Source organism: Virgibacillus sp. W0181, assembly GCF_051846915.1.
Lineage (GTDB): Bacteria > Bacillota > Bacilli > Bacillales > Amphibacillaceae > JBPYCR01.
The window spans coordinates 40,942-53,776 of record NZ_JBPYCR010000007.1; the positions used below are offsets into that span (position 1 = coordinate 40,942).

The 12,835-nt window shown below is 39.5% G+C and carries 11 protein-coding genes; all 11 read left to right on the plus strand.

Annotated features, from left to right (window positions below; genetic code table 11):
* Positions 1-412: 412 nt before the first annotated feature.
* The 11 genes from ACLIBG_RS04645 to spoIIR all read left to right on the plus strand — a co-directional run bounded on the left by ACLIBG_RS04645 (position 413) and on the right by spoIIR (position 12,823).
* Positions 413-2,002, plus strand: a complete 1,590-nt coding sequence (locus ACLIBG_RS04645) for a CTP synthase (protein WP_439311558.1) — start codon at positions 413-415, stop codon at positions 2,000-2,002.
* Between the two features lie 302 nt (positions 2,003-2,304).
* On the plus strand, positions 2,305-2,682 hold the full coding sequence (locus ACLIBG_RS04650) for a response regulator (protein ID WP_439311638.1): 378 nt from the start codon (positions 2,305-2,307) through the stop codon (positions 2,680-2,682).
* A gap of 367 nt (positions 2,683-3,049) precedes the next feature.
* Positions 3,050-3,691, plus strand: coding sequence for a fructose-6-phosphate aldolase (fsa, locus tag ACLIBG_RS04655; RefSeq protein ID WP_439311559.1), 642 nt, complete (start codon positions 3,050-3,052; stop codon positions 3,689-3,691).
* Positions 3,692-3,843: 152 nt separating this feature from the next.
* The gene (locus ACLIBG_RS04660) at positions 3,844-5,148 is read left to right on the plus strand and encodes a UDP-N-acetylglucosamine 1-carboxyvinyltransferase (protein WP_439311560.1); all 1,305 of its coding nucleotides are present in this window, start codon (positions 3,844-3,846) and stop codon (positions 5,146-5,148) included.
* A 114-nt stretch (positions 5,149-5,262) separates the two neighbouring features.
* A complete protein-coding gene (gene glpX / locus ACLIBG_RS04665; RefSeq protein ID WP_439311561.1) occupies positions 5,263-6,240 on the plus strand; it encodes a class II fructose-bisphosphatase in 978 nt (325 codons plus the stop codon).
* Between the two features lie 553 nt (positions 6,241-6,793).
* Positions 6,794-8,074: a transcription termination factor Rho gene (gene rho / locus ACLIBG_RS04670; RefSeq protein ID WP_439311562.1), complete on the plus strand. Its 1,281-nt coding sequence runs from the start codon at positions 6,794-6,796 to the stop codon at positions 8,072-8,074.
* A gap of 204 nt (positions 8,075-8,278) precedes the next feature.
* Entirely contained in the window at positions 8,279-8,524 is a 246-nt protein-coding gene (locus ACLIBG_RS04675) for a type B 50S ribosomal protein L31 (RefSeq protein WP_439311563.1), read from the plus strand.
* Between the two features lie 427 nt (positions 8,525-8,951).
* Entirely contained in the window at positions 8,952-9,569 is a 618-nt protein-coding gene (locus ACLIBG_RS04680) for a thymidine kinase (RefSeq protein ID WP_439311564.1), read from the plus strand.
* Positions 9,570-9,799: 230 nt separating this feature from the next.
* Positions 9,800-10,870, plus strand: a complete 1,071-nt coding sequence (gene prfA, locus ACLIBG_RS04685) for a peptide chain release factor 1 (RefSeq protein WP_439311565.1) — start codon at positions 9,800-9,802, stop codon at positions 10,868-10,870.
* A gap of 1 nt (position 10,871) precedes the next feature.
* Positions 10,872-11,735: a peptide chain release factor N(5)-glutamine methyltransferase gene (gene prmC, locus ACLIBG_RS04690; protein WP_439311566.1), complete on the plus strand. Its 864-nt coding sequence runs from the start codon at positions 10,872-10,874 to the stop codon at positions 11,733-11,735.
* 404 nt (positions 11,736-12,139) lie between these two features.
* Positions 12,140-12,823 carry a stage II sporulation protein R gene (spoIIR, locus tag ACLIBG_RS04695; protein ID WP_439311567.1) on the plus strand — a complete coding sequence of 228 codons (684 nt, stop codon included), beginning with the start codon at positions 12,140-12,142 and terminating at the stop codon, positions 12,821-12,823.
* Positions 12,824-12,835 lie beyond the last annotated feature (12 nt).

The following is a 12,835-nucleotide window of genomic DNA, read 5'->3' on the forward strand; positions in this document are numbered from 1 at the left end:
ATGTGACCTATTCCAGCTTGACCGGAATAAAGATTTGATTTTTATATCTATTCACCTAAAAATATAACCTTTTAATAATAGACCTTTCGCACCGATGTAGGTGAACGCAATCAATGGATGTTGATCTGCTTGACATAGGCTTGACTTGTACTTGACTTTTATCACCGCGATGCGTATTATACTTATTGGGCTCTATAAAAAATAGTTAGTAAATATAGCGTTCCCCTATGAAAAGGGGAACGCTTTTGTTTTTTTGAGACAGGTTAGCACCTTTTGCCCTTGAAAAATGAGATTGGCAATAAGGGTGATTTTTACCTGTTTCATTAATTTTGTTTTTAATGGAATCTCCTGTATATACTAAAAGAAATAATAAAGATAGGATTTTAGGATAATGGAAAAGAGAGGGATAAAAGTGACAAAGTACATTTTTGTAACAGGTGGAGTTGTGTCGTCACTCGGAAAAGGAATAACAGCGGCGTCTTTAGGGCGTTTATTAAAAAATAGGGGTTTGAAGGTTACGTTACAAAAATTTGACCCTTATATTAATGTGGATCCCGGTTCCATGAGTCCATACCAACATGGCGAAGTTTTTGTAACGGAAGACGGCGCAGAAACGGACTTGGATTTGGGGCATTATGAGCGCTTCATTGATATTGATTTAAACAAATATAGTAACATTACGACAGGAAAAGTATATTCAAGTGTACTGAAAAAGGAAAGACGCGGAGACTATAAAGGAGCAACCGTCCAAGTAATCCCGCATATTACAAATGAAATTAAAGATCAAGTATATCGTGCCGGGGAAGCGACTGATGCCGATGTTGTCATTACTGAAATCGGAGGAACAGTTGGGGATATTGAATCGTTACCATTCTTGGAGGCGATCCGACAAATTAAAAGTGACGTTGGCAGGGACCATGTCATGTATATTCATTGTACCCTTGTTCCTTTTATTCAAGCAGCCGGCGAAATCAAAACAAAACCGACACAGCATAGCGTAAAAGAATTACGTTCACTTGGCATTCAGCCTGATGCGATTGTCTTACGCACCGAACATGCCATCAGCACTGAAATGAAAGAAAAAATATCATTATTCTGTGATATTAATAAAAAAGCGGTTATTGAAATGCGGGATGTAGAAACCCTTTATCATGTACCAATTGCCATGCAAACGCAAAAGTTCGACCAACTCGTATGCGAACATCTCCACTTATCTTGTAATGAAGCGGATATGATTGAATGGAATGCGCTCGTCAATAAAGTATTGCATTTAAAAAAGGAAGCGCGTATTGCACTCGTCGGGAAGTATGTCGAATTACCTGATGCATATTTATCCGTTGTAGAATCGTTGAAGCATGCAGGCTTTACGTACGATACAGACGTCCGTATACATTGGGTAAACTCAGAAACGCTTACTGGTGATACAATACAGAAGGAATTAGCCCATGTTGACGGGATTATTGTTCCTGGTGGGTTTGGAAAGCGTGGCATCGACGGAAAAATAGAAGCCATTCGCTATGCGAGAGAAAATAAAGTTCCATTTTTCGGTATATGCCTTGGCATGCAGCTGGCAGCAGTTGAATTTGCCCGAAACGTAGCAGGATTAGAAAACGCACATACGATTGAAATAGAACCGAATACAGCTCACCCGATTATAACGACCATTGAAGCGTTGAAAGAGTTGCCTGATTTAAGGCTTGGCACTTATCCATGCACGCTAAAGGATGGTACGAAAATACAGGCTGCTTACAATTATGAAGAAACGATTAATGAACGCCACCGCCATAAGTTTGAAATCAATATGGAATATAAACAAGCGTTGGAAGAAAAAGGGCTTATTTTCTCCGGTACTAGTCCGGATGAGGATGCAATTAAAGCAATCGAGTTAAAGGACCATCCGTGGTTTGTCGCTTGCCAATACCATCCAGAATTCAAATCACGTCCAACACGCCCACATCCATTAATTGAAGGCTTTATCGGCGCTATTGTAAAAAAGGCTTAATATATAAAAATAAACCCAAATAAAGGGAATAATTCTCTTTGTTTGGGTTTTTTTGACAACACGATGCGATGTATTGTATTTTTAGATGAATATGTTAAATTCAAACAAAGTGGTTTGGAAAGCAAACTTATTCCCCAATATTCAAAGGGTTAAAGACTGTCGAATTCGTTAGAAACACCTGCAACAAGTCTGAATTATGACCAAAAGTTTCTTTTTTAGTTTACAATAAGTTTAAACAGGGAAGCTAGTAAATTTAAGTACAGGTGGATATTCTTGAAAAACGATGGGGGTTGAAAGTGGATATGAAAAGTAAACTACTTATTGTGGATGATCAACCAGGTATACGATTATTGTTAACGGACATTTTTGAGAGTGAAGGATATTTAGTAGAAGCCGCCAAAACGGGAAAAGAAGCAGTACAGAAAGTAGAAAACAATGTGTTTGATTTAATCATGCTTGATTACAAATTGCCAATTATCGATGGATATCAATTTATTAAACAAATGGAAGCAGATTATATGCAGGTTCCGGTGATTGTGATGAGCGGGTTAGTCGAAAACATTGATATAGAAATAAAGGAATCGTATTTAGTGAAAAAAATTGTAGCAAAACCGTTTAATGTGCAGGACATTTGTGACACGGTTAGTACAATATTGAATTCAGGTACAGATGTTTCGTAAATATCTCGAAATCATATAACCTTATTACATAATTATACTTTATATTGTTGCGCATTGGGATAGAACTTGGTATTCTTGAAGAAAAGCATATTGGTAAAGTTAAACATGAATTCTGAACATGAAGGTTGCACGTTAATGAATGATTCATAATGATGCAGAACGTGGATAAAAAGACATTTCGCTTGGGGCAAGAAAGAACTCGATTAATTTATGAAGACAGCTTTTCAAACAACATAATGCGGATAAAAATTTCCAGTGGCGGTATTTCCTCACTGGAATAAGCTGTTTTTAGCATAAAATCTGTTATAATGATAGAAAAGACTGGCCAAAGTCAAGTTTACTTAAACTTTAGGAAGGGGAATTATTGATGAAGTTTTTTATTGATACAGCAAATATTGAAGAAATTCGCTCAGCAAATGAACTTGGTATTCTAGGAGGCGTGACGACAAACCCTAGTTTGATTGCAAAAGAAGGAGTATCCTTCCATGACCGATTGAAAGAAATTACTTCTGAAGTATCAGAATCCGTTAGTGCTGAAGTAATTGCGGAAGACGCAGCTGGTATGATCGAGGAAGGGAAAGAACTAGCAGCCATTGCTCCAAATATTACGGTGAAAGTTCCGATGACATTAGAAGGATTGAAAGCTGTTAAAGCATTTAGCGATCTGAATATTAAAACGAATGTAACATTGATTTTTAACGCGAATCAAGCGCTTTTGGCTGCACGTGCCGGTGCGACATACGTTTCTCCATTTTTAGGGCGCCTTGATGATATTGGACAGGATGGTATGGATTTAGTCGCTACAATAGCGGATATTTTTAATAAACATGGCATACAATCACAAATTATTGCTGCTTCCATCCGTCACCCACTCCATGTCATTGACGCAGCTTTAAATGGTGCACACATTGCAACCATTCCATATAGCGTGCTTTCCCAATTAGTTAAGCATCCTTTAACGGATCAAGGTATTGAGAAATTCCTAGCTGACTGGAATAAACAACAATAATTGTATGAATTTGGAAAAACAGTATAAACTAAGCATGGCAAAACTTTATTTTCTATTCTTATAACGATTCATGTCAACGATACGACATGCAGGGCTTCAGGATTAAAAAGTTGGCATCATGTTTGATACATGGGCAAAGCGAGGTTTTTTACATGTACAAGATATTGGTGGAAGGCGGCCACCCGCTAAACGGGAAAGTACGCATCAATGGCGCAAAAAATAGTGCTGTTGCACTGATTCCGGCGGCGATTTTGGCTGACTCTTCCGTGACAATCGAAGGGCTGCCTAATATATCCGATGTGGTTACACTCGGTGGGTTGCTAGAAGAAATTGGCGGAGAAATCAGTTGGGAAGAAAGTGAGCCTCCTCTTGGTAATACAATTCATATTGATCCTTCATCCATGGTTTCGATGCCGCTTCCTAACGGAAAGGTGAAGAAACTTCGGGCTTCCTATTACTTTATGGGAGCAATGCTTGGAAAGTTTAATAAAGCCGTAATTGGATTACCCGGCGGCTGTTTTTTAGGGCCTCGTCCAATTGATCAGCACATTAAAGGATTCGAAGCACTCGGTGCCGAAGTAACTAATGAACAGGGAGCCATATACTTGCAGGCAAAAGAACTGCGAGGTGCAAGAATTTATCTTGATGTAGTCAGTGTTGGGGCCACGATAAATATTATGCTTGCGGCTGTAAAAGCAAAAGGGAAAACGATTATTGAAAATGCCGCAAAAGAACCGGAAATTATTGATGTTGCTACGTTGCTTACCAATATGGGGGCAAAAATAAAAGGGGTCGGAACGGACGTAATCCGGATTGAAGGAGTATCCTCTTTGAATGGATGCAAACATACGATCATTCCTGATAGGATTGAGGCAGGTACGTATGCAATAGCGGCAGCTGCGCAAGGCCAAGAGGTCGTTATCGATAATGTAATCCCGCAACATTTGGAATCACTGCTTGCTAAATTGCGGGAGATGGGCGTAACAATTGAAGTAAGTGATGAACAGCTGCTTATTATGTCCAAATCACCAATTAAAAGTGTTGATATTAAAACACTCGTATATCCAGGCTTCCCGACCGATTTACAGCAGCCTTTTACAACATTACTTACAAAAGCACAAGGGACAGGCATAATCACCGATACGATTTATTCCGCCCGCTTGAAGCATATTGATGAATTAAGACGAATGGGTGCCGCAATAAAAGTGCAAGGTGGCTCGGCAATTATTAATGGCCCGGTACAATTGGAAGGTGCCCGTGTGAAGGCATCTGATTTACGCGCGGGTGCTGCGCTCATTATTGCCGGATTAATGGCTGACGGTGTTTCTGAAATTACCGGTGTAGAACATATTGAACGCGGGTACGAAAAAATAACGGATAAATTAATAAGTCTTGGTGCAAACGTATGGCGAGAACGAATGTCGGGCGAAGAAATTGAACAAATCAAAAATGCGTGAAATTATTTCATAGGTCGACCAAAGATGAACTTAATTAGGTGACACCTTATTGAATGTTATTTTTACAGGTATGCACAACATCTTAAACGCATTTTTCTAAAGGAAGTGGACATAGTGGAAAGAAGTTTAACAATGGAATTAGTACGAGTAACAGAAGCAGCAGCATTATCATCTGCGCGCTGGATGGGCAGAGGTAAGAAAGAAGAAGCCGATGATGCCGCTACATCAGCAATGCGAACGGTATTTGATACGATACCGATGCAAGGGACAGTAGTTATCGGAGAAGGCGAAATGGATGAAGCACCTATGCTGTACATTGGCGAGAGCTTAGGAACTGGCTCCGGTCCAATGGTCGATGTCGCTGTAGATCCCTTAGAAGGAACGGATATTGTAGCACAAGGAACATGGAATGCTTTAGCGGTAATCGCAATCGCAGACGGTAAAAATTTACTTCATGCACCGGATATGTACATGAAAAAGGTAGCAGTAGGGCCAAAAGCAGTTGGAAAAGTAGATGTTAACGCATCAACTTATGACAACCTAAAAGCTGTAGCTGAGGCGAAAAACAAAGAAATTGCCGATGTCGTGGCTGTTGTATTGGATCGACCGCGTCATAAAGAATTAATTGAAGAAATACGTGCGGCTGGGGCTAGAATTAAATTAATTCCAGATGGCGATGTTGCTGGTGCAATGAATACCGCATTTGAAGAGACGGGCGTAGACATTTTACTCGGAATTGGCGGAGCTCCCGAGGGCGTTCTCGCTGCTGTAGCATTAAAGTGTCTTGGCGGGGAAATTCAAGGAAAACTAGTCCCTTCGAACAATGAAGAAGTAGAACGTTGCAAAACAATGGGAATAACCGATATGGAAAAAGTTTTTTATATGGATGATTTTTGTGCCGGTGACGACGCTATTTTCGCTGCGACCGGTGTCACGGATGGGGAGTTATTAAAAGGGGTTCAATTTAGAGGTTCGAGTGCAACGACACAAACAGTCGTCATGCGAGCTCGTAGTGGAACCATTCGTTTTATTGATGGGGAACACAGCTTGAGGAAAAAACCGAATCTCGTAATGGATCCGCATAAAAGCTAGCTGACTAAGGAGAGAAGAAGAGCCATTCCTTTTACATGGCTCTCTTTTTCCAAGTTACGCAAACACTAGTATAGACTGATCATGATATTGTATAACTTTACATGTTCCGAACATCGAATATCTAAACTATAAATTACTATTTCACACGTATGCCTTTGGAATGGTCAAGATTCCCCCTGCAAAGAGTCTTCTCAAACAAGAATCCATGTTTATAACAGGTAATTATCAGACATTATAAGATGTATACGAATGGCAAGTTTTTATCGGGAACAGTTGAAAATCATTTAGTATACAAGTAAAATGATAGATGTTTACGGGGAACAGTTGTTGGTTAAAATAAATAATGAATATAAACTTCAAATTCAGCTTCCGACAAATCTTCAGCACTATATACTTAAACTTCTTTTAGTCAATCGCTTACCTTTATTTCTTTATCATCATCTTATCGTAACTCTCTATAAAAGTAAGCATACGAATCTATTAAATTATAGGAAAATGTAATTTAGAATAAAAATTTTAACGAATCGAAAAAATGAATGGACGTGGTGATTGAGTGGCTTCATTAACAATTTCTCATTTGGGAACATTAACGCTGAAAGAAATATATGCGCTTGCACGCGAATACAAAGTTTCTTACTATGCAAAGCTGACGAAACGTGAATTGATTTTTGCTATTTTAAAAGCACAAGCGGAAAAGGACGGATTCTTATTCATGGATGGCGTGTTAGAAATTATTCCGTCCGAAGGGTTTGGGTTCCTGCGCCCGATTAATTATTCACCTAGTGCTGAGGATATTTATATATCAGCTTCACAGATACGCAGGTTTGATCTGCGAAATGGAGATAAAGTATCCGGAAAAGTCCGGCCGCCTAAAGAGAATGAACGGTATTATGGATTATTACATGTGGATGCAGTAAATGATGAAGACCCGGAAACGGCTAAAGAGCGTGTTCATTTTCCAGCATTGACAGCACTTTATCCAGATCGATTCATGAGTTTGGAGCAAGAACAAAAAAATATATCCACACGAATTATTGATTTGATGACCCCGGTCGGATATGGCCAGCGCGGTCTCATTGTCGCCCCTCCAAAGGCCGGTAAAACAATGTTGATCAAGGAAGTTGCCAATAGCATTTCTGAAAACCATCCAGACGCAAAATTAATTATTTTATTAGTCGATGAACGTCCAGAAGAAGTTACGGATATCGAGCGTTCCGTCCATTCAAATGTTGATGTTGTCAGCTCGACATTCGATGAAGTGCCGGAAAGTCATATTAAAGTATCCGAACTAGTATTGGAAAGAGCGATGAGACTTGTGGAACATAAGCATGATGTCATCGTATTGATGGATAGTATTACCCGTTTAGCCCGGGCATATAACTTAGTCATTCCGCCAAGTGGACGAACACTGTCTGGTGGGATTGATCCGGCTGCATTCCATCGACCGAAACGTTTTTTTGGAGCGGCACGAAATATTGAAGAAGGCGGCAGTTTCACTATTTTAGCAACAGCTTTAGTTGATACCGGTTCTCGGATGGATGATGTCATCTATGAAGAGTTTAAAGGTACAGGAAATATGGAATTACATCTTGACCGCAATTTGGCGGAACGAAGAATTTTTCCGGCAATTGACATATTACGATCTGGTACGCGAAAAGAAGAACTGCTCGTTCCGAAATATCACCTAGATAAAATGTGGGCAATTCGTAAAGCAATGAAGGATTCCCAAGACTTTACCGAGCGATTCTTAAAACGTCTACGCTCTACTAAAAATAATGAAGAATTTTTTCATATGATGGAAGATGAGATGAAACGGCGTGGGACGACCCGGTAAAACAGGCTGCAATGATGCTATGGGCTATGGGATTTCAATACAGAATGTTGTACCAGACAAATAAAAAATTTAATTTGTAATGCCCATCTCTATTGCATTCGAATACACACGCTGTTATAATCTTTTATGTGAGTTTAGATTGATTGCATTTATGGTTTATAACTCTGTTTCCAAGGGATTCAGGGCAAAAAGGAGTGGAAAGACATGAAAACAGAAATTCATCCGGAATATAGAAAAGTAATTTTTCTTGATACGACTTCGGATTACAAATTTTTAAGTGGTTCAACGAAAAGCTCCGACGAAACGATGGAGTGGGAAGACGGAAATACGTATCCCGTCATCCGTATCGAGATTAGTTCAGACACACACCCATTCTATACAGGTAAGCAAAAAGCAGATAGAGTTGGCGGACGTGTAGACCGCTTTAAGAAAAAATATAACATGAAGTAATTTTTTCTCGAATAAACTGTGCCGCGATGGACAGTAGTTAAAACAGGCAATTAATTTGCCTGTTTTTTGTATTTACGATTAATTAAGAAAAGCGCAAGCGCCCTCGCTGGCTAAAAGCACAACAACCTGGGACTGGATGTAAATGTAAGTCCTGCCGAACAAAATTGTGCGCATCAGAGCTAGACAGCTATGCGCAAATTTTTATTATAACGGGGCTGTCATACCTCCACCTTTACGCGTGAAACATCAAACGTGAATTTGTTTCTTAATCAGTGGGAAAGGAAAAGAAATTCCTACTGAATGAAGATCCACTTTATGCTTTATTATTTTTAAAAAAATATTAGTAAATAAGCTGAATTACATCTTATTAATGGTAAACTAATAGAAGTAGATAATAACGACTTAGCGTAGTGAAGGAAGTGTGTGTATGTTTGAACAACAAAATTTCGGTTCAGTAGAGGTGATTTGCGGAAGCATGTTTTCTGGCAAATCGGAAGAGCTGATCCGTAGAGTGAGACGGGCAGCATATGGAAATTTAACGGTGCGCGTTTTTAAACCAATCATCGATGATCGCTATGACGAGGAATCTGTTGTATCTCATAACGGATCTACTATTATTGCTCACCCTGTTAAAGACGCTTCGGAAATCATCGATCATGTTGATGAGTCGATTGATGTTGTTGGCATCGATGAAGCACAGTTTTTTAATGACGACATCGTTACGGTTGCAGACAAATTGGCACATGCGAATAAACGGGTGATTGTGGCAGGATTGGATACGGATTTTCGTGGAGAGCCATTTGGCCCGATGCCACAACTAATTGTGTCCAGTGAATCGGTAAGCAAGCTTACGGCCATTTGCCCTATATGTGGATTTGCTGCGAACAGAACCCAGCGGCTTATTAATGGAAAACCGGCGTCTTACGATGACCCGATTATTTTAGTTGGTGCCTCGGAATCGTATGAGCCCCGTTGCCGCCACCATCATGAAGTACCGAATAAGGTGAAGTCTTCGAAAAATAGACATCACATGTCAAAAGTATAGATGAATTCTTGTTCCATATTTTCACCATAATTTCGAATTAAACAACGTATGTCCATAAAGAGATTTTTGACCGCATGTATATCGGTATATTATAATTGCACAGCGTAGTTAAACCGTTAAGAAAGATTACCAAAAGCCAATTTGGAAGTAATTTGTAATTGGAATAGCAATGGCTCGACTAGTAAGCACAATGCTAAAAGAGCCTTAATCAAAAAGAGGTGAAGTCTTGCATGTTGGATCGATTACAATCGTTGGAAGATCGTTATAATAAGCTAAATAAACTTCTAAGCGATCCCGACGTTATTAGTGACATAAATAAGCTCAGAGAATATTCCAAAGAACAATCGGGGTTGGAGGCAGTTGTCACAACTTATCGAGAATATACAACCGTGACAAATGAATTAAATGATGCCAAATTGATGCTGGAAGAAAATTTGGATGATGAAATGACCGATATGGTAAAAATGGAAATTAGCGAGCTTTCTGAGAAAAAAGAAGTGCTTGAGGAAGAAATAAAATTACTTCTGTTACCTAAAGATCCGAATGATGATAAAAACGTGATTATGGAAATACGTGGTGCTGCCGGCGGGGATGAAGCAGCATTGTTCGCCGGCGACCTGTACCGAATGTATTCCCGGTATGCGGAAAATAATCGCTGGAAAATTGAAGTGATTGAATCCCATACGACCGGAGTTGGCGGTTATAAGGAAATTATTTTCATGATTAATGGAAATGGTGCGTATTCCAAGCTTAAATATGAAAATGGCGCGCATCGCGTACAACGTGTACCCGAAACGGAATCAGGCGGTAGAGTTCACACATCCACGGCTACGGTCGCTGTATTGCCAGAAGCAGAAGAAGTGGAAATTGAATTGAATGACAACGATATTCGCGTAGATACTTTTGCTTCCAGTGGACCTGGCGGGCAAAGTGTCAACACAACCATGTCCGCTGTAAGGCTAACACATGAACCAACAGGAATTATCGTCTCGTGTCAGGATGAAAAATCACAAATTAAAAATAAAGAAAAAGCGATGAAAGTATTACGCGCACGGATTTATGATAAATTTCAACAGGAAGCCCAAGCAGAATACGATGAGAATCGAAAATCCGCTGTAGGTACTGGGGATCGTTCCGAGCGAATTCGCACGTACAATTTCCCGCAAAATCGAGTTACCGATCACCGGATTTCATTAACGATTCAAAAACTTGATCAAATATTGGAAGGAAAGCTGGATGAGTTTATTGATGCGATGCTAATGGAAGAACAAACGAAAAAATTGGAACAAATTGGTGAATGAAATGAAGCAAAACAAACAGTATGAAGTCCTAGCGTGGGCTTCTCTTTTTTTAAAAAACCATGGAAGGGATAGCCATGTGGCCGAAATGCTGCTCCAGCACCATCTAAATGTGCCAAGAGCCGCATTTTTTACAATGATGCGGGATACCATACCAGAAACAGTTTTAAATGCCTTCATGGGAGACATCAAAAACCATGCCAAGACTGGCGTTCCTGTTCAGCATATCATTGGTTCAGACATGTTTTATGGAAGAAATTTTCTCGTGAATGAACACGTTCTCATCCCGCGACCGGAAACCGAGGAACTTGTTCAAAGCGTCCTTTCCAGCGCCGGAAAGATGAATGAAAAAGACGATTTGACAATTGTTGATATCGGAACAGGTAGTGGAGTGGTTGCGACTACTTTGGCATTGGAACTTCCTTATGCAACGGTATATGCAACGGATATTTCGAAAGAGGCTTTGACAACAGCGACAAGAAATGCTGACAGGCTTGATGCTGATGTCCATTTTATGGAAGGGGACTTTTTGGAGCCGCTCATTAAAAATAATATACAACCGCATATAATCGTATCAAATCCTCCGTATATTGACTGGAACGAAAAAGAGCAACTGGCTGATACGGTGAAAAATTTTGATCCTGAGCTTGCACTATTCGCGAACGAACGAGGACTAGCATCGTATAAAGAAATTATTTCCCAATCTCACAATGTGAGCACTAATTTAAAACTCATTGCGTTTGAAATTGGACATGACCAAGGGGAATCGGTATCTACGCTGTTGGAAAACGCATATCCTAACATAAAAACAAGTACGATAATCGATATAAATAACAGAGAACGAATTGTGCTTGGACACTTGACTTAATGCGTAATTATAAGGTCCTTACTGCACCGATTGTAGCGTAAGCGCATTTTCTGTTTAGTATGGTAAGAACTTATAAAAGGTCAATGCATTCCAATTCAGATCGGCGGATGAGACGACCTTTGTTGTCATTTCTCTTGAACTGGAATAAGCATGTACTCCTTTTTTGATCTCGCCAGTTTAAATATGATCTCTGTTCTTTGAACTGGCGAGAAAACCCGGTTCTGATATATTGCCCATCCATAAACCCCCTAGTATCTCTTTTAATGGTATTTTAAAAATACACCCTTCATTGCTCTCGTCCGACCGAAAATTACATTTTAAAATTAAAAGCTAGATTACTAGTTTAAAAATGAATTGCTCTGACCATACTTTCTAGTAAGTCAATGGAAGGAGCTAATTCGGTCATGAAAAAAACAATTGTATCGGTCATTATATTTATTATTTCGTTAACCATTCCAATTCATGGTCCATCAGAGAACGTCGTACATTCAGATCAGGAATACCAAATCATCCCTGACGAAGCAATTCGTTTACGCATTTTAGCCAATAGTGATGATAAGAAGGATCAGCATATAAAACAATTGATACGTGATGAAGTCAATGCGGAAATTACGACTTGGGTAGAAGAATTAACCGATATTGATGAAGCGCGACGTTTAATTGAGTCCCGTCTTCCACAAATTAAAGCGATCGTTCAAGATGTATTAAAAGATGAAAATAAAACCCAAACAGCACATGTGGAATATGGAAAAAATGTTTCGTTTCCAATGAAACTGTATGGATCTTATGTCTATCCTCCAGGAGAATATGAAGCAGTACTTATTACACTTGGAGAAGGGAAAGGATCTAACTGGTGGTGTGTCCTGTTTCCTCCGCTTTGCTTTTTAGACTTTTCCAACGGAACGAGTGTAGCAGAAGATGAGATGGAGGAAGGTTCGGTTGCGGATGAAGGTATCGATGTAAAAGCCGATGCTGAAAACAGTGCTGAACAAAGTGCTGAACAAAATGAACAGGTAGAGGATAATGAGAAAGAAGCAGATGAAGTGGAAGTGAATTTTTTTCTATTTGAATGGTTCGGATGGACATAGATTGTAATAAAA

What these genes read in the sequence shown, in the direction of transcription:
- ACLIBG_RS04650 (WP_439311638.1), top strand. Translation starts at nt 2,305, where the DNA reads ATGAAAAGTAAACTACTTATTGTGGATGATCAACCAGGTATACGATTA.
- fsa (WP_439311559.1), top strand. Translation starts at nt 3,050, where the DNA reads ATGAAGTTTTTTATTGATACAGCAAATATTGAAGAAATTCGCTCAGCA.
- ACLIBG_RS04660 (WP_439311560.1), top strand. Translation starts at nt 3,844, where the DNA reads ATGTACAAGATATTGGTGGAAGGCGGCCACCCGCTAAACGGGAAAGTA.
- ACLIBG_RS04675 (WP_439311563.1), top strand. Translation starts at nt 8,279, where the DNA reads ATGAAAACAGAAATTCATCCGGAATATAGAAAAGTAATTTTTCTTGAT.
- ACLIBG_RS04680 (WP_439311564.1), top strand. Translation starts at nt 8,952, where the DNA reads ATGTTTGAACAACAAAATTTCGGTTCAGTAGAGGTGATTTGCGGAAGC.
- prfA (WP_439311565.1), top strand. Translation starts at nt 9,800, where the DNA reads ATGTTGGATCGATTACAATCGTTGGAAGATCGTTATAATAAGCTAAAT.
- prmC (WP_439311566.1), top strand. Translation starts at nt 10,872, where the DNA reads ATGAAGCAAAACAAACAGTATGAAGTCCTAGCGTGGGCTTCTCTTTTT.
- spoIIR (WP_439311567.1), top strand. Translation starts at nt 12,140, where the DNA reads ATGAAAAAAACAATTGTATCGGTCATTATATTTATTATTTCGTTAACC.